This is a genomic window from Curvibacter sp. T50 (assembly GCF_057219955.1).
The window spans coordinates 1,785,901-1,806,067 of sequence record NZ_JBXVVU010000001.1 but is presented as its reverse complement, the minus strand read 5'-3'; the positions used below and the strand labels follow the sequence as shown (position 1 = coordinate 1,806,067).

Genomic DNA, 20,167 nt, shown 5'->3' with positions numbered 1-20,167 from the left:
AGGCAGACGTGCATAGCGATTCCGCCCATACCACCGTGTTGCTGGACGAGGCCGTTGAGGCCCTGGTCTGGGACCGTGAAGGCCTGTATGTCGATGCGACGTTCGGGCGTGGGGGGCATTCCCGGCGAATACTGGAGACGCTGGCCCCGGGGGGACGAGTGCTGGCATTCGACAAGGACCCCCAGGCGGTGATGGCAGCTGCCGAGATCGTCGATCCGCGGTTCTCGATTCGGCACGACGGATTCAAACAGATTGCTGAACTTCCGCCAGGAGCGGCGGCGGGGGTTCTGATGGACCTGGGTGTCAGTTCTCCCCAGATTGACAGCCCCGAACGGGGTTTTTCTTTTCGCTTCGACGGCCCTTTGGATATGCGGATGGACCCGACGCGGGGCATCAGTGTGTCCGAATGGCTTGCAGAAGCCGACATCCGAGAGATCGCGGAGGTGATACGTGACTATGGCGAAGAACGGTTTGCTTTTCCGATTGCAAAGGCGATTGTTGCTCGCCGACAGGAGCGGGGCCCTGTTTCAACCACCGCCGAATTGGCCCAACTCGTGGCTGGCGCGGTCAAAACCCGCGAGCCGGGCCAGAACCCTGCAACGCGCACATTTCAGGCTCTTCGGATTTTCATCAACGCCGAGCTTGAGGAATTGCAACAGGCGTTAGAAGCATGTCTGACGGTGCTGCGATCGGGTGGACGTCTGGTCGTCATCAGTTTTCACTCGCTTGAAGACCGAATGGTGAAGCAGTTCATTGCCCGTCATTCGACCAGCACTTTTGACCGGCGGGCGCCATTTGCGCCTCCTTTGCCCCTGCTTTTGGAGGCTTTGGGTCGGGTTCGCCCTGGCGACAATGAGCGCGCTGCGAACCCTCGCGCCCGCAGTGCGATCATGCGGGTGGCCTCGCGTACGGCAGCCACGGGGGCAGTCACATGACCCGGGTGAACGTCGTCTTGCTTTTGGCGGTCATTGCCAGCGCCCTTTACCTTGTTCAGGTTCAGTACCAGTCCCGGCGCCTGATATCGGAACTGGAGCGCGCAAGAGCTGAGGGTGCTCGTTTGCAGACCAAGCAAGAACAACTGCAAGTGGAGCGTAGGGCACAGGCCACGCCCCAGCGGGTTGAGGGGCTGGCCCGCCAGCAACTGGCAATGCGCCACGCCTCGCCGGCCGTGACCCAATATGTGGCGGCCCCTGCCGGGGGGAAGCAGTGAATCGCGGGGTCAGCTACACCTCCAGCCCCCTGCTGGCCAGTCCGACGCCTGTCTGGAGGAGCAAATTCGTTGTGGCCTGTCTTGCCTTGGGATTTGGCGTTCTGGCCGGGCGCGCCGCTTACATCCAGGTGATCGGAAACGACTTCTTCCAGAAGCAGGGGCAAGTGCGTTTCGCTCGTACCTTGGAAATGCCGGCGAGCCGCGGACGGATTCTGGACCGCAACGGTTTGATCCTTGCCTCGAATGTTCCTGCCCGCAGCATCTGGGCCATCCCGGAGGACGTGGATGCCGACAAGCCCAGCCTGCGCAAGCTGGCCTCGTTGCTTGAAATGTCCGAAGAGGATCTGGTTCGAAAACTGCAAGATGAAGACAAGTCGTTTGTCTGGATCAAGCGTCAGGTCGACGAGTCCACCGCAAAGCAGATTGATGCGCTGGGAATCAAAGGTATCCACCAGCGAAGCGAGTACCGGCGCCAGTATCCTGAGGGCGAATTTGCGGCCCATGTTGTGGGGTTTACCGATGTCGAGGGAAAAGGGATCGACGGGATTGAAAAGGCGTTCGATCGGGAGCTTTCCGGACGTGCGGGTAGCCGGCGCGTGATCAAGGATCGTTTGGGGCGGGTGGTCGAGTCGGTGGGTGATGACGTACCGCCCCTGGACGGACGGGACATTGTGCTCAGCATTGACAGCAAGACCCAGTTTTTTGCGTGGCAAAAGTTGCGCGATGCTGTTCAGACCCACGGGGCCAAGGCGGGGAGTGTGGTGGTGCTGGACGTTGCCTCCGGTGAAGTTCTGGCTTTGGCCAATTTCCCCAGCTATCAGCCCGGGCGTCGACAGAACCTGACTGGTGAACAGTTGCGCAATCGGGCCCTTACCGACACCTTCGAGCCTGGGTCGACGATGAAGCCTTTCGTTGTTGCGCTGGCCCTGCAGAAAGGGCTGGTTCGACCCGAGACCCTGATTCAGACAGCACCAGGTCGTTTGACCCTTGGCGGAGCAACAATTACCGATGCCCATCCCCAGGGAGTTCTAACGGTCAACGAGATCATTCAGAAGTCGAGCAATGTTGGCACGGTCAAGATCGCGATGCAGATGGCGCCACGCGACATGTGGGAGTTTTACAGTCAGGTCGGTTTCGGCCAAAAGCCTCAGGTACCGTTCCCGGGGGCTGTCGGCGGCCGACTGCGTCCCTACAAGACCTGGCGTCCCATCGAGCAGGCAACGATGAGTTACGGCTACGGACTATCGGCCAGTCTGTTCCAGCTTGCCAGGGCGTACAGTGTTTTCGCGCGGGATGGCGAACTGATGCCGGTTTCGCTGCTCCGGCAGGCCGATCCTGTTGCGGGTTTGCGCGTGATCAGCGCCCAGGAGGCCGCAGCTACACGCAAGATGCTGCACATGGCGGCCGGGCCTGGAGGCACGGCACAGAAAGCACAAACCATTGGCTATTCGGTTGGCGGAAAAACCGGTACGGCGCGAAAACAGGAAGGAAAGGGCTACGCCGCGAAGAAATACCGCGGCTTCTTTGTCGGCATGGCCCCGATTGAGAACCCTCGGATTGTCGTCGCCGTGATGATCGATGAGCCTAGCAACGGGAAGTTCTACGGTGGCGATGTGGCTGCGCCGGTTTTCAGTGAAACTGTCCAGCATACCCTCCGTCTGCTCGGCGTTCAGCCTGACATGGCTGTCAAGCCGCAGATCGTTGCGCGTTCCGTCGAGGAGTCGTTCTGATGCTCAAGCATCTCTCTGCCGACGATGCTGCCCAATGGCTGCGCAGCCTTGGGGTTGAACGTCTGCTCACCGACAGCCGAAGGATTCGACCAGGCGATGGATTTCTCGCATGGCCAGGAGGAACTACCGATTCGCGGGCCTTTGTCTTGCGGGCTTTGGCCGATGGGGCTGCAGCCTGTCTGATTGAGCAAGACGGAGTAGAAGCGTTCGACCTGGAGGATGCGCGGATTGCCGCCATTCCTTCGTTGAAGGCGGCGTCGGGCCGGATTGCTGCGGCTTTCCATGAACATCCGTCGCGGTCCTTGAAAGTGATCGCAGTGACCGGAACCAATGGAAAAACGTCGACAACCTGGTGGTTGGCGCACGCATTCGACCGGGTCGCGGGTGTGGCGGGTGCCTGCGGCGTCGTTGGCACCTTGGGTATTGGGCGTGCAGGCCAGTTGTCATCAACCGGCCTGACCACTCCTGACCCTGTCGTCCTTCAGGAAAGCTTTCGCGATTTCGTTGACCGGGGATGTACGCGATGTGCCATCGAAGCTTCCTCGATCGGGATAGCCGAAGAGCGCCTGGCGGGAAGCGCGATTCAGGTTGGTGTGTTTACCAATTTCACTCAGGACCACCTCGACTACCACGGCACGATGGAAGCCTACTGGTCCGCGAAGCGGGCGCTTTTCGAGTGGCCTGATCTTGGCGCCGCGGTTATCAATCTGGATGATCCCAAAGGGCGCGAGTTGTGTCGTCTCGCTACCGACCGCGGGCTTGATCTGTGGACCTATGGCGTTGACGCTTGTGACGCCCGTCTTGTGGCGGTCGATATTCGCTTGCTGCCTTCCGGCGTCACTTTCTCGGTTCAGGAGGGTGTCGAACGCACACGAGTGATCTCCAAAGCGTTTGGGACTTTCAACGTCAGCAATCTGATGGCGGTGATTGCTGCGATGAGGTCTCAGGGCCACTCACTTTTTGAGGCGGCCGAGGCGTGTTCCAGCCTTCCACCCGTACCGGGCCGGATGGAAGTGGTCGACGCAGCGCTTTCTCCGACCGTGCTGGTCGATTACGCGCACACGCCGGACGCTTTGGACAAGTCCCTCGCCACCGCAAGGTCCATTGCGACGCTTCGCGGCGGACGCCTGTGGTGCGTATTCGGTTGTGGTGGTGACCGCGACCCGATCAAGCGGCCGATCATGGGCGCGGTCGCCGAGGCTGGGGCTGATCGCGTCGTTATTACCAGTGACAACCCGAGGTCCGAAGATCCCATGGCGATTGTGAACGCCATTCGAGCAGGATTCTCTGGTCCTGAATCGGTGGTCGTGGAACTTGACCGAGCCCGGGCGATTGCGCAAACCATCAACGCGGCAGACAAGCAGGATGTGATTCTTCTTGCGGGAAAAGGCCACGAGACTTACCAGGAGTCGTGCGGTTTGCGCGTTCCGTTCTCCGACAGAGCGCATGCGCGTATAGCTCTGAAGTCCCGCTCTCGCGCTTCAATCCAGGACAGGTTTCAGAATGAATGACAACTGCGATCTGATGACGGTGCGGGACTGGCTCCCAGGAAGCGAACTTGTCGGCGAAGGATCGGTCCGCTGGTCCAGGGTATCAACTGACTCCCGAAACCTGCGACCTGGCGACCTTTTCGTCGCATTGAAAGGGGATCGATTTGATGGATCCGAGTTCCTCGTACAGGCAAAGGCCGCCGGAGCCAGTGCCGCCCTGTGCAGTCGTCTGGAACGTGTTCGATTGATCGAATCGGGGCTGTCCGGTTTGTTGGTAGATGACGCACGTATTTCATTGGGACAGATGGCGACTCGGTGGCGGGACCAGTTTGCGATTCCGCTGATTGCGGTGACTGGCAGCAACGGCAAAACGACGGTTACCCAGATGATCGGTGCCATCTTGCGGGCATGGAAAGCGGACCAGGCATTGGTGACGCAGGGAAACCTGAACAACGATATTGGAGTCCCGCTGACGTTGATGAACCTGCGGCAAAGTCATGAGGTGGCCGTCGTAGAGTTGGGAATGAACCATCCAGGTGAGATTGCCTGCCTTGCAAACATGGCCTCGCCTACGGTCGCCCTCGTCAACAATGCCCAGCGCGAACATCAGGAATACATGCATTCCGTCGAAGCTGTGGCGCGAGAGAACGGCAGTGTTTTTGATGCATTGGGCGCGAACGGTGTAGCTGTTTTCCCCGCAGATGACGGCTTCACCCGGCTTTGGCGTGAAATGGTCGCCGGGCGTCGTATGTGCACGTTTGCGTTGGATCGAGGGCATGCGCCCAATGCCGACGTCTGTCTGTCGGAGCCGCCGATCTGGGAGCGCGGTACATGGAAATTGTCGGTGGATGCGCCCGAAGGGGTGGTGAATCTCCGATTGGCTATTGCTGGTCTGCACAACGTTCGCAACGCGCTGGCCGCTGTAGCCTGTGCCGTATCGGCCGGAGTGCCTCTGGCGGAAATTGAAATCGGCCTCAACCGGTTTGTTCCTGTCAAGGGCCGCTCCATGGCGGCGGCCTGGCTTGTCGCCGGCGTCGAGTGGACCCTGGTGGATGACACCTACAACGCGAACCCCGATTCGGTGCTTGCTGCGGTTGATTTGTTGTGCAGTTTCCCCGGTCCACGTCTCCTGGTGCTGGGCGATATGGGCGAGGTGGGTGTCGAAGGGGCCGCGATGCATGCGGAAATTGGCCGCTACGCCGCTCAGTGTGGAGTCGACCGGGTGCTGACTTTGGGCAGTCTGTCCGCCGAAGTCGCCAAGGAATGTCCTCAGGCGACTCATTTCCGTTCATGGGACGAATTCCAACACGCCCTGACGGAGGCGCTTCCATCGGCTCGCAGTGTGCTGGTCAAGGGGTCGCGCTTCATGAAGATGGAGAGGGCTGTCGAACTGGCCCGAACTTGGGTTCAGGGGCAGTGCGAGAAAGGGGTTGCCTGTGTTGCTTAACCTTGCCCAATGGTTGCAGAGCATTTCTCCTGAGTTCGGCTTTTTCAGGGTATTTCAGTATCTGACTTTTCGGGCGGTCATGGGCGCGGTAACGGCCTTGCTGATCGGGCTCTTTGCCGGACCCATGGTCATTCGTCGTTTGCGGGAACTGAAGATCGGTCAACCCATTCGCGGGTATGCGATGGAAACCCATCTGAGCAAGTCAGGAACCCCAACAATGGGGGGCGTTCTCATCCTGTTGTCGATCACAGCGTCGACCCTGCTGTGGGCCGATCTGTCCAATCGGTTCGTTTGGATCGTCTTGCTTGTAACCTTGGGGTTCGGCGCGATCGGCTGGGTCGATGACTGGCGAAAGGTCGTCAACAAGGACCCAGAAGGGATGCGCTCCGGCGAGAAATACTTTTGGCAATCCGCGATCGGCTTGCTGGCGGCTCTTTACCTGGTTTTCAGCATCTCGGAAAGCTCAAACTCCCGAGTTGTGGAGTTGTTCCTGAACTGGGTCAGGTCAGGCTTTTCAGTTGATTTGCCCCCGAAGGCGGGACTGCTGGTGCCATTTTTCAAGGAAATCAGCTATCCACTTGGTGTGTTCGGCTTCGTGATCCTCACCTACCTGGTGATCGTCGGATCAAGCAACGCGGTGAACCTGACCGACGGGCTGGATGGCCTGGCCATCATGCCGGTCGTCATGGTGGGTTCCGCCTTGGGTGTTTTCGCCTATGTCACGGGCAACGCTGTTTTTTCCCGATACCTCTTTCTTCCCCACATTCCGGGTTCTGGCGAACTCTTGATCTTCTGCACTGCCATGGCCGGTGCCGGATTGGCCTTCCTGTGGTTCAACACCCATCCGGCACAGGTCTTCATGGGCGATGTCGGTGCGCTTTCTTTGGGCGCTGCGCTCGGAACGGTTGCGGTGATCGTTCGCCAGGAGATCGTCCTGGCCATCATGGGAGGCATTTTTGTCGCAGAGGCCGTCTCTGTGATGCTTCAGGTTACCTGGTTCAAGTACACCAAACGGAAGCATGGTCAAGGCAGACGCCTGCTGAAGATGGCGCCGCTACACCACCACTTCGAAAAGAGTGGTTGGAAAGAGACTCAAGTCGTGGTTCGGTTCTGGATCGTGACCATGTTGTTGTGCCTGGCCGGTCTGTCGACCTTGAAACTTCGATGAGCACGATGACTCTGAAAGACCGTCATGTTCTCGTACTGGGGTCGGGGGCCTCCGGCCTCGCCATGGCCCGCTGGTGTTGTCGACAGGGCGCCTCGGTTGTGGTGGCCGATTCGCGTGTGGATGCACCTGGGTTCGCGACACTCGAGTCCGAGTTGCCGACAGTTGAAAGGGTGGGCGGAGCACTTGATGAGGGGCTCCTGCGTCATGGGCCTTTTGATCTGATACTGCGCAGCCCTGGTCTCTCGCCGGCGGCTCTTGCCCCACTGGCTGCCGCGGCACGAAGCGAGGGAATTGTTCTCAGCGGTGAACTGGATTTGTTCGGTGATGCCCTTGCGCAACTGTACGCAGAGCGTGCGTATCGCCCGGCTGTCCTGGCGGTTACCGGAACCAACGGGAAAACGACCGTCACGTCGTTGACAGGGCAGTTGATCGAACGGGCGGGTCTGTCGGTGGCCGTGGCGGGGAACATCGGGCCAACATTGCTCGATACCCTAGCCCGGAAACTCGATAGCGGCGACCTTCCCGAAGTCTGGGTGCTGGAGTTGTCGAGTTTTCAACTTGCTTATGCGCGAAGCTTCGAACCCTCGGCGGCAGTGTTGCTAAACGTATCCGAAGACCATCTGGATTGGCACAGCGATATGGAGGACTATGCAGCCGCGAAGGCCAAGATATTCGGTGCCAATGGGCTGATGATTCTCAACCGGGATGATTCCCGGGTTTGGGCCATGAAACCAACCGCTTCGAAAGGGCGGCCGGTAAGGAGTTGGAGCAGTTTTGGCCTCGATACTCCGTCGGCGGTGGGAGATTGGGGGCTCGAAAGCGTAAACGGCATGACCTGGCTTTGCCGTGCCGTAGCGGGGGAAGAGCCGGTGAGGCGGCGAGGGGGGGGGGGCGAGGCGCCCGTGCACATACAGCGACTGATGCCCGTCGATGCCTTGCGAATTCGCGGGCGACACAATGCAGGCAATGCTCTGGCGGCACTGGCACTCGCGACTTCGGCGGGCTGCCCCCTCGCGATGTTGTTGCATGGACTTCGCGAATACCGTGGTGAGCCCCACCGTGTGGAGCCGATTGGCCTGATTGACGGAGTCGAGTTCTTTGATGACAGCAAAGGGACCAATGTCGGCGCGACCGTCGCAGCCCTCATCGGGCTGGGTGGTGATCGCAAGCTTGTTGTCATCCTCGGTGGAGATGGTAAAGGTCAAGACTTCTCGCCACTGGTGGGTCCAGTGTCCCGGTTCGCGCGCAGTGTTCATCTGATCGGGCGTGACGCAGCCGTCATCGAACGCACGCTTCAACCGACTGGTGTTTCGCTCAATCAGCATCCATCCCTGGAAGAGGCGGTTCGGGCTGCTCGGCGAGCGGCGCAACCGGGTGATGCTGTTCTTTTGTCTCCGGCCTGCGCGAGCCTGGACATGTTCCGAAACTACGAGCACCGAGCGAACGTTTTTCTCAATGAAGTCAGGGCGATTGCCTTGGATGAAGGGCAAGCGCAGGGGTCAGTGCCATGACTCAATGGGCTTCCAATTTCTCTGCGTTGGGTCTGCGTTTGCAAGATTCGGCCGGTATGAAACGTTTCTCTCGTGCCAGTGGCGCAGCCCAGCCTCCCCGTTTTGGCGACGAGATGACCCATGCCCCGGGTATCGACCAGGCACTGGTCTGGGTTGTTGTCGGACTTCTGGTTGCAGGCGTCATCATGGTGTATTCGGCATCGATCGCTTTGCCCGATAGCCCACGCTTCGCTCGGTACTCATCGACCCATTTTCTTGTACGTCACCTGATCTCTCTGGCCGTCGCGTTTGTTGCTGCATTGCTGGTTTTTCAAATTCCGCTGCGGACATGGGAGGGTGTATCCCCTTGGCTCTTCGTCGGATCGATCGTATTGCTCATCCTGGTGCTCATCCCGGGCATCGGCGTCGTGGTGAATGGCGCCCGGCGCTGGATCTCGCTGGGATTCATGGGCTTCCAGCCATCCGAAATGGCCAAGTTCGCCGTCCTTCTTTACGCATCCGGATACATGGTGCGCCGCATGGCGGTCAAGGAGCGCTTTTTTCGTGCAGTACTTCCCATGGCGGCAGCGGTCGCCATCGTCGGATTGCTCTTGCTTGCCGAACCCGATATGGGAGCCTTCCTTGTGATTGCGGTCATCGCGATGGGAATACTTTTCCTGGGTGGTGTCAACGCGCGGATGTTCTTCCTCATCGCCGCAGTACTGGTTATTGCCTTCGCTCTCATGATCGCCCTTTCCGAATGGCGGAGGGAGCGAATATTTGCTTACCTTGATCCGTGGAGCGAGAAGCACTCCCTTGGAAAGGGCTACCAGCTATCCCATTCTCTGATCGCTATCGGCCGCGGTGAAGTTTTCGGGGTCGGGTTGGGAGGAAGTGTCGAGAAACTGCATTGGCTGCCAGAAGCGCATACTGATTTTCTGCTTGCCGTAATCGGTGAGGAGTTCGGCTTGGTCGGTCTTCTGGCGGTGCTTGTTTCCTTCTTTTGGTTGACCCGACGGATCATGCACATCGGCCGGCAGGCGGTCGCGCTGGAACGGGTGTTCTCCGGTCTGGTTGCGCAGGGCGTTGGCATCTGGATTGGCTTTCAGGCGTTCATCAACATGGGCGTGAATCTCGGGGCCCTGCCAACCAAAGGGCTGACCCTTCCGTTCATGAGCTACGGCGGATCAGCCGTGCTCATGAATCTGATTGCGATCTCGGTGGTTCTGCGTGTGGATGCGGAGAACCGGCAATTGATGCGTGGTGGGCGGGCATGAGAAAACCCTGCGCACTCATGATGGCGGGCGGGACGGGTGGCCATATATTCCCCGGCTTGGCTGTCGCGGAAATGCTGCGGCAGCGGGGATGGCGGGTCCACTGGCTGGGCAATGCCGAAAGCATGGAGGCCCGCATTGTTCCAGCAAAGGGATTCCCGCTGGAGACGATCGAGATGTCAGGCGTGCGGGGCAAGGGAGGAACCAGCTTTCTACTGCTCCCGTTTCGACTGTTGCGGGCCTTCTTTGAAAGCGTCCGGATCATCAGAAGGGTTCGTCCAGACATTTTGATCGGCATGGGCGGTTACGTGACTTTTCCGGGTGCGATGATGGGTGTTTTACTCGGAAAGCCTTTGCTGCTTCATGAGCAGAACGCTATCGCGGGGCTGAGCAATCGGGTTCTTTCGGGTATCGCCGACAAAGTCTTTTCCGCCTTTCCCGGTGTACTGCCCAAAGCGCGGTGGGTTGGCAATCCTCTGCGGGAAGACTTTCACAAGCAGGGCATGCCTTCGGCGCGCTTTGACGGGCGTTCCGGGCCGCTGCGCTTGTTGGTTGTCGGTGGCAGTCTCGGTGCCAAGGCCTTGAACGATCTGGTGCCCGCCGCACTGGCGTTGATCCCTGCCCAGGAGCGACCGATCGTTGTTCACCAAAGTGGGAGCAAGCAGATCGAGAACTTGCGCTCGAGTTATGAGGCAGCGGGGGTAGAGGCCGAACTGGTGCCATTCATTGATGACATGGCGTCGGCCTTCGCGAAGGCTGATCTGATTGTCTGCCGGGCCGGCGCCAGCACGGTCACCGAGATCGCAGCCGTTGGCGCGGCGGCCCTGTTTGTGCCATTTCCGTTTGCGGTCGATGACCACCAAACAGCGAATGCCCGTTTTCTCAGCGAAGGCGGCGCAGCATGGCTGGAGCAGCAAAGTGATCTGACACCGGACAGACTGGCCGCGACGCTGCAGGCGCTGAGCCGTGACGATTTGCGGGCAAAGGCTCAGGCTGCGTGGACGAAAAGAAAGCTGGACGCTTGCGACGAGATGGTCGCGGCATGTGAGGAGTTGGTGCAATGAAGCATGCGGTCAGACAACTTCATTTTGTGGGTATTGGTGGCTCCGGAATGAGCGGAATCGCCGAGGTTTTGCACAATTTGGGCTATCGGGTCACGGGGTCGGACCTGTCTGACAGTCCAACCTTGCAAAGGCTGCAGAATCTGGGAATTCGAACCTATGTGGGTCACGCCGAGGGCAACGTCGAAGGTGCCGATGCGGTGGTCACGTCAACGGCAGTGCAGGCCGAAAACCCAGAAGTCGTGGCCGCTCGCCGCAAGCAGATTCCCATTGTTCCCCGTGCTGTGATGCTGGCGGAACTCATGCGCCTGAAACAGGGGATTGCCATCGCCGGAACCCATGGCAAGACCACGACCACCAGTCTTGTCGCCAGTGTCCTGGCCGAAGCAGGTCTGGACCCGACTTTTGTCATTGGGGGGCGCTTGAACAGCGCCGGAGCGAACGCCCGATTGGGTAGCGGTGACTACATCGTCGTTGAGGCCGATGAGTCTGATGCTTCGTTCCTGAACCTGCTGCCGGTGATGGCGGTGGTGACGAATATCGATCAGGACCATATGGAAACCTATGGTCATGACTTTTCTCGGCTGAAGCGTGCCTTTGTCGATTTCCTGCACCGAATGCCCTTCTATGGCGCTGCGGTGTTATGCGTGGACGATCCGGTCATCCGGCAGATCATGCCCGACGTTTCGTGTCCGATCACCACGTACGGTTTCAGCGACGATGCCCAGGTGCGTGCGGTCAACGTGCGCGCCGATGGCGGAGCCATGCGGTTCACTGCCCAACGGCGCAACGGAGTGACCCTTCCCGACCTTGACGTCGTGCTCAATCTGGCGGGCGAGCACAATGTGCTGAATGCATTGGCCGCAATCGCGATTGCGGCGGAGCTCAGCGTTCCTGACACTGCCGTCGTGCGAGCGCTGGCCGAATTCAAGGGGGTCGGCAGGCGCTTTCAGCGGTACGGCGATCACCCGGTCCAGGGAGGGCACTGGACATTGATAGACGACTATGGCCATCACCCCGTCGAGATGGCGGCGACCTTGGCCGCCGCGCGTGGGGCGTTTCCCGGACGGCGCATCGTGCTGGCGTTTCAGCCGCATCGCTACACCCGCACCCGTGATTGTTTCGAGGACTTCGTGAAGGTATTGGGAGCCGCGGACCTTGTTTTGCTGTCGGAGGTCTATGCGGCTGGGGAGTCGCCGATTGTCGCAGCCGATGGTCGCACTCTGGCCAGGGCCTTGAGAGTCGCCGGCAAAGTCGAGCCCGTTTTCGTTGACCGAATAGATGATCTGCCCGGGGTGGTCGTCACCACTGCGCGTGCGGGCGATGTGGTCCTCTGTATGGGTGCCGGTTCCATCGGGTCAGTGCCGGCCAGGATTGTCGAAATGCTGGGGTGCGCTGCGGATGTAACTCAAACGGGAGAAGCAGGGTGATGCGAAACGCAACGCAACTGGGTAAGGTCGCGGTCTTGATGGGCGGGGACTCCGCGGAACGTGAGGTTTCGCTTATGTCCGGCGGGGGGGTTTTAAATGCGCTTCGACAGGAAGGGGTTGAAGCCTATTCCTTCGATCCGGCGGATCGCGATCTGGCTGACCTGAAGCGGGAGAGATTTGACCGGGTGTTCATCGCACTTCACGGTCGCCACGGAGAGGATGGAACGGTCCAGGGGGCTCTCGAGTTGCTCGGGATTCCGTATACCGGTTCGGGGGTTATGGCGTCGGCGATCGCGATGGACAAGGTCATGACCAAGCGACTCTGGCTCGCTGAAGGACTCGCAACCCCCCGCTATGTTGCGCTGGTACCGGGAGAGCAGACGCGCGAGCGTGTCATGCGGGTTCCGGATGAGTTGGGGTTTCCCTTGATCGTGAAGCCGCCCCATGAGGGGTCTTCCATTGGTGTGACCAAGGTTGTTCGCTACTCGGAAATGGCCGATGCGGTTGCCTTGGCCTCGCGGATGGACCCGGTTGTGCTCTGCGAAGAGTTCATAGACGGGGATGAGGTCACTTGTCCGGTGGTCGGCGAGGGTGCTTCATCACGCGCCCTGCCGGTCATTCGCATTGTGGCGCCGGATGGTGCTTACGACTACCAGCACAAGTACTTTTCCGACGATACCCATTACCTGGTTCCCAGTGGGTTGCCAGCCGCTGAGGAAACCGAAATCCAGAAAATGGTGGTCCAGGCCTATCGGTCGCTGGGGTGCAGAGGCTGGGGGCGTGCTGATTTGATGATTCGAGCCAGCGACCGCAAGCCGTTTTTGCTGGAAATGAACACCAGTCCCGGCATGACCTCGCATTCCCTTGTGCCAATGTCGGCCCGAGCGGCAGGTATGAGCTACTCCGCATTGTGTGTTCACCTGTTGGAGCGTGCGGCGCTTGATTCCGCTCGAATCAGGGAGGCAAGGGTGTGAACGAGCGCCGCATGATTCCCTTGGACGTCCGCCTGATGAACCTCTGCGCCGCCATACTTTTTGTCGGTGTCGCAGTCGCATTCGTGGTGGGATTGGTGCGAGAAGTCTTGCGAAGCCCGGCGGGTGCTGTGGCTGGAATCACCATTGAAAGTGGGATGGCAAAGGTAAATGCGCTCTCACTGAGAGCCAATGCCGTGCCGCGACTTTCGGGAAATTTCGTCACGATGGATTTGCAGTCGGCCCGCGCGTCGTTCGAGCAGGTCCCCTGGGTTCGACGGGCAGTAGTGCAACGCGAGTTTCCCAACCGCCTTCGAGTTCGGCTTGAAGAACATGTCCCGGTTGCGTTGTGGGGCGAAGAGGGCGAAAACCGCATGGTCAATACCCATGGCGAAGTCTTCGAGGCCAATGCAGGCGATGTCGATGTCGCGGCATTGGTTCGGTTCATCGGACCTGAGAGTCAGGCAGTTCGGGTCTTCGAGATGCACAAGGTTCTTGCACCGGTGTTCTCGAAGATCGACTGGGATGTCGAGTCGCTTGAGCTTACGGCTCGTGGTGGCTGGCGAGTGCAAATGGTTGAAGGTGCATCGATGGAGTTGGGTCGTGGCGAGCTCACCGAGGTTCGCGCGCGGATAGAGCGCTTTGTACGGACCATCGAATCGGTGACATCCCGCTACGGACGGTCCGTTTCCGATGTGGAGACGGTTGACCTTCGATATGCCGATGGTTATGCGCTGCGTATCCGCGGTGTTGGCAGGGTGGACACCGCAGCGGCCCCGACGCCGTCCGCAGCGGCCAGGACACAACAGCGATAAGAAAGAAAGACGTATATGGCGAAAGACTACAAGGACTTGGTCGTTGGCCTGGACATCGGCACCGCCAAGGTCATGGCGGTGGTCGGGGAGGTCTTGCCGGGAGGCGAACTCAAGTTGGCGGGCTTGGGTGTCGCGCCGGGCAATGGTCTCAAACGGGGTGTTGTCGTGAACATTGATGCCACGGTGCAAAGCATTCAACAGGCACTCAAGGAGGCCGAGTTGATGGCCGACTGCAAGATTACCCGCGTCTATACCGGCATAACCGGTAGCCATATTCGGGGGATCAACTCCAGCGGAATGGTCGCGGTCAAGGATAAAGAGGTCACGGCGGCGGATGTCTATCGGGTGGTTGAAACTGCCAAAGCCATCAACATTTCGACCGACCAGCGCCTTTTGTTAGTGGAGCCGCAGGAGTTCGTGATCGATGGCCAGGACGTCAAGGAACCGATCGGGATGAGTGGTATCCGCCTGGAGGCCAAGGTCCATATCGTGACGGGCGCCCAGAGTGCGGCCGAGAACATCATCAAATGTGTTCGTCGCTGCGGACTTGATGTGGACCAACTCATGCTCAATCCACTGGCGTCCAGCCATTCGGTGCTGACCGAAGACGAGCGGGAGTTGGGCGTTGTCTGTGTTGACATCGGGGCCGGTACAACCGACATCGCGATATTCAGTGGCGGCGCGATTCGGCATACAGCTGTCATTCCGATAGCCGGCGACCTCATTACCAGTGACATTGCCATGGCCTTGCGAACGCCGACCAAGGATGCCGAGGAAATCAAGGTCGAAGCCGGTTATGCGAAACAGGCGTTGGCGGACCCCAACGAGCAGGTGGAGGTCCCCGGTCTCGGGGACCGGGCGCCGCGACTGCTCAACAAGCAGGCGCTCGCTGGTGTCATTGAGCCGAGGGTCGAGGAGATTTTTGCTCTGGTGTTGCAGGTGATCCGTGAATCCGGCTATGAAGAAGTTCTCTCGTCGGGGATTGTGCTGACCGGCGGGAGCGCGGTGATGCCCGGAATGGTCGAGCTCGGCGAAGACATTTTTTTGAAGCCGGTTCGGCGCGGCTTGCCGAAGTACTCCAACGCCTTGGCCGACATGGTTGCCCAGCCCCGGGCGGCGACCGTAATGGGGTTGCTTGAAGAGGCTCGGCTGGCTCGTGTGCGGGGCTACAAGGTGGCGCAGAAGAACGGTTCCGTGAAAACCGCTTTTGGCCGGTTCAAAGACTTCATCGTGGGGAACTTCTGACATGGACACCACAGCAGCCCCGGCGAGGGCCGGATCCGGTCGCCGGGCGATTGGTACCGGACCACCCTGGCGATGTCGCCGGCAACACACCACCACCTATCGAAATCCAGACCCCACCCCTTTATTGACAGGAGAAAACGATGCCCATCGAAATGATTGAAATCGAGGAATTCAACCAAGGAACCCAGATCAAGGTAATCGGGGTTGGCGGCGGCGGCGGCAACGCGGTCGAGCACATGATCGGCCGCAGCGTTCAGGGCGTCGAGTTCATCTGTGCCAATACCGATGCGCAGGCGCTTGCCCGCAGCGCTGCCCACCGCACTATCCAACTGGGAAACAGCGGCTTGGGGGCAGGCAGCAAACCGGAGAAGGGGCGCGATGCAGCCGAAGTGGCGGTAGCGGATATTCGCGCTGCCATTGACGGGGCCCACATGCTTTTCATCACCGCTGGCATGGGTGGCGGTACGGGTACCGGCGCCGCGCCGGTCATTGCGCGTGTTGCCAAAGAGATGGGGATTCTCACGGTCGGCGTCGTCACCAAACCGTTCGACTGGGAGGGTGGGCGTCGGATGACCAATGCCGACCAGGGATTGGCGGAGCTTGAAGCGAATGTCGACTCCCTGATCGTTGTGCTCAACGAGAAGTTGCTGGAAGTTCTGGGGGATGACATTACGCAGGACGAGGCCTTTGCGCACGCCAACGATGTTCTGAAAAACGCGGTGGGTGGCATTGCGGAAATCATCAACGAATACGGCCACGTCAACGTCGACTTCGAAGATGTTCGTACCGTCATGGGTGAACCGGGCAAAGCCATGATGGGCACGGCCTCCGCCAATGGACCCGATCGGGCGCGGATCGCGGCCGAGCAGGCGGTGGCCTGCCCTCTGCTCGAAGGGGTTGATCTGTCGGGTGCACGGGGTGTGCTTGTTCTGGTTACCGCTGCCCGCGGATCGCTCAAGCTCAGCGAATCCAAGCAGGCGATGAACACCATCCGGGCCTACGCATCCGCCGACGCACACGTCATCTATGGCGCGGCATACGACGACAGCTTGGGTGACAGTATCCGGGTCACGGTAGTCGCAACAGGACTGGCCCGGCCCGGCTCGCGTCGGCAGCCGCTGACGGTGATCAAGGAAACGGCCCAGGATCGTTCGGGGCTCCGCGATGGTACGACCGGCATGCCAATGAATGTGCCGGTGGTCAATGCTGCAGTTGGCGGACCGGGCGCCGCGACCGTGGGTGCCGGGCCGGACTACGGAACCATGGCTGTTCCTAGCGTCTGGCGTACCAATCGAACCCAGGCGGCGGCCCGGGTCGATGCCCTGGCGTCCAGCGGAATGGATGACCTCGACATTCCTGCCTTCCTGCGCAAACAGGCGGACTGACCCCGGCAATCCCGAACCCCGGGCGCTTTGGAATGCGCTCGGGCGAGGTGGTCGTTGACCAAAAAAACTAAAATCCCGCGATGCTGAGTCAACGCACCATCAAATCGATCACCCGCGCCGTGGGCGTCGGGCTCCACAGTGGGCAGCGTGTGGAACTGACACTGCGTCCGGCACCGGTGGACACGGGGATTGTTTTTCGGCGTGTTGATCTGCCGGAACCGGTCGACATTCCGGTGACGGCGCTGGCCGTCACCGACACCCGCCTCGCATCGACCATATCCAGTGGCGATACACGGGTCCACACGGTCGAACACCTGATGTCGGCCTGTGCTGGTCTTTCACTGGACAACCTGTACGTTGACATTACGGCGGAGGAAGTGCCTATCCTGGATGGCTCAGCCGCGTCGTTCGTTTTTCTGCTCCAGAGCGCAGGGATTGTTCGTCAGAATGCACCGCGGCGTTTCATCCGGGTCCTCAGACCTATCGAGGTGAGCGAGGGCTTGGGCTCGGCCGCAAAGTGGGCGCGACTTGATCCGCACCACGGCTACCGGCTCCAGTTCGAGATCGATTTCCAGCACCCGGCGGTCGATGCAACAGGTCAGAAAGTTGTGTTCGACCTTGGCGAACAATCGTATGCACGGGACATTGCCCGTGCCCGGACCTTCGGGTTCACCCGCGACGTCGAGACCATGCGGGCCAATGGGCTCGCTTTGGGCGGCGGACTGGACAACGCGATCGTGATGGATGACTACAAGGTCCTCAATGCGGAAGGTCTCCGTTATGACGACGAGTTTGTAAAGCACAAGATCCTCGATGCCATGGGAGATCTCTATCTGATCGGAAAGCCTCTGCTTGCCGCCTACAGTGCATTCCGATCGGGACATGCGCTCAACAACCGCCTCCTGCGGCAGTTGCTCGCCCAGCCGGAGGCGTGGGAAATCGCCACCTTCGACGATGAACGCCTGGCGCCGGCGGGGTTTCTCGGTCTGGCTCCGGCCTGGTAAGGTCTCGCACCCCGGCCATGTTGTTGTTTCGCTGGCTCCTTATGGTGCTGCTTCTGGCGGCTGGGGTCAGTTTCGCGTTTTACGCAGGCACCGGTCAGGCTCGTTATCGCCGGTACGGACTGGTGATTCTCAAATGGACCGTTCTGGCCGCCCTGGGCTTCTTCGGCGTGTTGATTCTCGAGCGCCTGGCCTGACTGCCGGCCAAGCCAGATCCCGGCTCCTGCTCAGCGAACGCGTCGTTGTCGGTACATGCCGCTGGTACGCCGTTCAAGCGCACCGGCCGACGCCAGTCTCTGAACGGCTGTGCTGGCGTGGGCGTGGGTAATGGCCAACCCCAGCGCGTCGGCCGCGTCCTGTCGGGGCACGCCGGGCAAGTCGAGCAACCGGCGGACCATCTCCTGGATCTGCGCTTTGGCCGCCCGACCGTGGCCGGTGACGGCCTGCTTCATCTGCAACGCGGTGTACTCGGCGACCGGAAGGTCACACGATACCAGCGCCGTCAGACAGGCTCCTCGGGCCTGGCCGAGCAGCAATGTCGCCTGCGGGTTGACATTGACAAACACAATTTCTACCGATGCCACATCGGGCTGGTAACGCTCGGCAATCTCGCGTATGCCGTCGTACAGCACCTTCAGGCGTGCCGGCAGATTGCCCAATTCCTCGCGAGTGGTCTGGACAACGCCGCTGGCCACATAACGGAGGTTCGCGCCCTCCCGGTCGATCAGGCCGAAACCGGTTGTCTGCAGACCAGGGTCAATACCAAGAATCCGCATTTGCTATATTAAGTGTAGCATCCGACGACCTTTTTGCTGTGGCTAAAGGCCAAAATACCAACGAACCGAGTGGAAAAACACCGGTGCGGCGAAACACAGCGCGTCCACCCGTACCAGCAAACCGCTCGCACCGGTAAGACCCCTTCCTTGGGCGCCCCACAACGGAACCCCTCGATCCCTGCGCAAAGCTTTCATCACCAGATGGCCCAAAGAACCCGCAATACAGGCAATCAAGGCCATCCCCAGCGCCTGGCCTGGCTTGAAGGGTGTAATGCCGGAAATGAGTCCGCCCACGATACCGCCACTGACGATACCTATGAGCCAACTGCGCAGATGAAAGCTGCTGCTGATGTTGGGCGCCAACGGGGCGCGCGGCCAACGCCGCCCGACCAGGTGCTGAACGACCATGCTGGTCTGCACGACCAGCACCAGGAAAAAGACCAGGAAAGCGCCCCGATCCTTCCACCGCGGGAATTCGAGCAGCATCAGTGCCGGCACATGGCTCATCCCGTACACGCAGACCATGATGCCCCACTGCAGTTTGGCGTTGCGTTCGAGAAAACGTTGCGGATCGTCCGCCATCGCACTGACCACCGGGATCGCAAGGAAGACGTATACCGGAATGAACACGGTGAAAAGATCGAAATGCTGTGTGCCGGCGAGCCAGAATTGCAGGGGCAAGACGACGAAAAAGGCCAGCACCAGACTGCGGTGGTCGCCCCGCCGGGTGGGCGACAGGGTCATGAATTCGCGCAGAGCCAGAAACGCAACAAGGGCGAACAGGATGCTCGCCATGGTATCGCCCGTCGCCCAGGCCAGCCAGAACACCGTGACCATGCCCCAGGAGGTACGCATCAAAGCCGCATATTCCCTCTGGCGTGACCGTGCCGCCGCCTGCGCCGCCGGTTCCGGATGTTCCCGCAGCGCCCGCAGGAAAAGGGCGATGGATGCCAGCGTCAGCAGTCCAAAGACGAGCACGAACAACGCCCCGACCTGCTGGGTTGCGGTCAACTCGCGCAGCATGCGGATCATCGCGTCGCCTCGTCACACATCCCGCAGCGCCATCACCGCAAGCCGGGCACGTTCGAGGAAGGCACGCCGCTCCTCGCCGGACTCGAGACGGATCGGCGCACCAAAGGTAACGGAGCACAGCACCGGCACCGGCACCACCTCGCCCTTGGGCATGACCCTTTGCACATTGGCAATCCATGCAGGCACCAGGACGATGTCGGGAAAGCGCTGCGCCAGGTTGTACAAGCCCGCCTTGAACGGCTGCGGCTCTTCCTGATTGCCGCGGGTTCCCTCGGGGAAAATGATGAGGGAATCACCCCCGGCCAGTGCATCGATCAGCGGCTGCAGCGGGTCCTCTTCGCCCTTGCGTTCGCGTTCCACGTAGACAGCGTTGAACACGGCGGTGGTAATCCATTGCTTGAACGGTGTCCGGGTCCAATAGTCGCGCGCGGCGATCGGGCGGGTGATGCTGCGCAGCTCCTGGGGCAACGCAGCCCAGATCATGACCAGATCGGCGTGACTCTGGTGGTTGGCAAAGTAGATCCGCTGCTCGGCCTTCGGCGGGCATCCCACCCAACGGGCCTGGGCGCCGGTCAGCACCCGGATCAGGCCCAGCAGAAACAGGCTCATCAGTTTGGCCAGCATGGCCGCCATGATACGACG

At 60.2% G+C, this 20,167-nt stretch carries 19 protein-coding genes; 16 read left to right on the top strand and 3 right to left on the bottom strand.

Features of this window, described 5'->3' with window-relative positions; all coding sequences use genetic code 11:
• Positions 1 to 8 precede the first annotated feature (8 nt).
• The 16 genes from rsmH to AC2EBU_RS08520 all read left to right on the top strand — a co-directional run bounded on the left by rsmH (position 9) and on the right by AC2EBU_RS08520 (position 17,914).
• On the top strand, positions 9 to 935 hold the full coding sequence (gene rsmH, locus AC2EBU_RS08595; RefSeq protein WP_484609941.1) for a 16S rRNA (cytosine(1402)-N(4))-methyltransferase RsmH: 927 nt from the start codon (positions 9 to 11) through the stop codon (positions 933 to 935).
• Complete coding sequence (gene ftsL, locus AC2EBU_RS08590) at positions 932 to 1,210, top strand: cell division protein FtsL (protein WP_484609940.1); 279 nt, start codon at positions 932 to 934, stop codon at positions 1,208 to 1,210. The genes rsmH and ftsL overlap by 4 nt, the downstream gene beginning before the upstream one ends.
• Positions 1,207 to 2,940: a peptidoglycan D,D-transpeptidase FtsI family protein gene (locus AC2EBU_RS08585; protein WP_484609939.1), complete on the top strand. Its 1,734-nt coding sequence runs from the start codon at positions 1,207 to 1,209 to the stop codon at positions 2,938 to 2,940. Before ftsL ends, AC2EBU_RS08585 begins: the two co-directional genes overlap by 4 nt.
• The gene (locus AC2EBU_RS08580) at positions 2,940 to 4,451 is read left to right on the top strand and encodes a UDP-N-acetylmuramoyl-L-alanyl-D-glutamate--2,6-diaminopimelate ligase (protein WP_484609938.1); all 1,512 of its coding nucleotides are present in this window, start codon (positions 2,940 to 2,942) and stop codon (positions 4,449 to 4,451) included. Before AC2EBU_RS08585 ends, AC2EBU_RS08580 begins: the two co-directional genes overlap by 1 nt.
• A complete protein-coding gene (locus tag AC2EBU_RS08575) occupies positions 4,444 to 5,877 on the top strand; it encodes a UDP-N-acetylmuramoyl-tripeptide--D-alanyl-D-alanine ligase (protein WP_484609937.1) in 1,434 nt (477 codons plus the stop codon). The genes AC2EBU_RS08580 and AC2EBU_RS08575 overlap by 8 nt, the downstream gene beginning before the upstream one ends.
• A complete protein-coding gene (gene mraY, locus AC2EBU_RS08570) occupies positions 5,867 to 7,045 on the top strand; it encodes a phospho-N-acetylmuramoyl-pentapeptide-transferase (protein WP_484609936.1) in 1,179 nt (392 codons plus the stop codon). The genes AC2EBU_RS08575 and mraY overlap by 11 nt, the downstream gene beginning before the upstream one ends.
• Positions 7,042 to 8,556, top strand: a complete 1,515-nt coding sequence (gene murD / locus AC2EBU_RS08565; protein ID WP_484609935.1) for a UDP-N-acetylmuramoyl-L-alanine--D-glutamate ligase — start codon at positions 7,042 to 7,044, stop codon at positions 8,554 to 8,556. The genes mraY and murD overlap by 4 nt, the downstream gene beginning before the upstream one ends.
• Entirely contained in the window at positions 8,553 to 9,812 is a 1,260-nt protein-coding gene (gene ftsW, locus AC2EBU_RS08560) for a putative lipid II flippase FtsW (RefSeq protein WP_484609934.1), read from the top strand. Before murD ends, ftsW begins: the two co-directional genes overlap by 4 nt.
• Positions 9,809 to 10,873, top strand: a complete 1,065-nt coding sequence (murG, locus tag AC2EBU_RS08555) for an undecaprenyldiphospho-muramoylpentapeptide beta-N-acetylglucosaminyltransferase (RefSeq protein WP_484609933.1) — start codon at positions 9,809 to 9,811, stop codon at positions 10,871 to 10,873. The genes ftsW and murG overlap by 4 nt, the downstream gene beginning before the upstream one ends.
• Positions 10,870 to 12,300, top strand: coding sequence for a UDP-N-acetylmuramate--L-alanine ligase (gene murC, locus AC2EBU_RS08550; protein WP_484609932.1), 1,431 nt, complete (start codon positions 10,870 to 10,872; stop codon positions 12,298 to 12,300). The genes murG and murC overlap by 4 nt, the downstream gene beginning before the upstream one ends.
• The gene (locus AC2EBU_RS08545; protein ID WP_484609931.1) at positions 12,300 to 13,274 is read left to right on the top strand and encodes a D-alanine--D-alanine ligase; all 975 of its coding nucleotides are present in this window, start codon (positions 12,300 to 12,302) and stop codon (positions 13,272 to 13,274) included. Before murC ends, AC2EBU_RS08545 begins: the two co-directional genes overlap by 1 nt.
• Positions 13,271 to 14,086: a cell division protein FtsQ/DivIB gene (locus tag AC2EBU_RS08540; protein WP_484609930.1), complete on the top strand. Its 816-nt coding sequence runs from the start codon at positions 13,271 to 13,273 to the stop codon at positions 14,084 to 14,086. The genes AC2EBU_RS08545 and AC2EBU_RS08540 overlap by 4 nt, the downstream gene beginning before the upstream one ends.
• 15 nt (positions 14,087 to 14,101) lie before the next feature.
• Entirely contained in the window at positions 14,102 to 15,331 is a 1,230-nt protein-coding gene (gene ftsA, locus AC2EBU_RS08535; RefSeq protein ID WP_484609929.1) for a cell division protein FtsA, read from the top strand.
• A gap of 140 nt (positions 15,332 to 15,471) precedes the next feature.
• The gene (ftsZ, locus tag AC2EBU_RS08530) at positions 15,472 to 16,716 is read left to right on the top strand and encodes a cell division protein FtsZ (protein ID WP_484609928.1); all 1,245 of its coding nucleotides are present in this window, start codon (positions 15,472 to 15,474) and stop codon (positions 16,714 to 16,716) included.
• A gap of 80 nt (positions 16,717 to 16,796) precedes the next feature.
• A complete protein-coding gene (gene lpxC, locus AC2EBU_RS08525; protein WP_484609927.1) occupies positions 16,797 to 17,720 on the top strand; it encodes a UDP-3-O-acyl-N-acetylglucosamine deacetylase in 924 nt (307 codons plus the stop codon).
• Between the two features lie 17 nt (positions 17,721 to 17,737).
• Positions 17,738 to 17,914 (top strand): hypothetical protein, encoded by a 177-nt coding sequence (locus tag AC2EBU_RS08520; RefSeq protein WP_484609926.1) that lies wholly within the window; start codon positions 17,738 to 17,740, stop codon positions 17,912 to 17,914.
• Between the two features lie 30 nt (positions 17,915 to 17,944).
• Here AC2EBU_RS08520 and ruvC read toward each other — a convergent pair whose 3' ends face one another.
• The 3 genes from ruvC to AC2EBU_RS08505 are packed head-to-tail and all read right to left on the bottom strand — an operon-like array spanning position 17,945 to position 20,149.
• A complete protein-coding gene (gene ruvC, locus AC2EBU_RS08515) occupies positions 17,945 to 18,493 on the bottom strand; it encodes a crossover junction endodeoxyribonuclease RuvC (protein ID WP_484609925.1) in 549 nt (182 codons plus the stop codon).
• Between the two features lie 42 nt (positions 18,494 to 18,535).
• Positions 18,536 to 19,525, bottom strand: coding sequence for a phosphatidate cytidylyltransferase (locus tag AC2EBU_RS08510; RefSeq protein WP_484609924.1), 990 nt, complete (start codon positions 19,523 to 19,525; stop codon positions 18,536 to 18,538).
• A 12-nt stretch (positions 19,526 to 19,537) separates the two neighbouring features.
• Positions 19,538 to 20,149, bottom strand: coding sequence for a lysophospholipid acyltransferase family protein (locus AC2EBU_RS08505; protein ID WP_484609923.1), 612 nt, complete (start codon positions 20,147 to 20,149; stop codon positions 19,538 to 19,540).
• Positions 20,150 to 20,167: the final 18 nt, after the last annotated feature.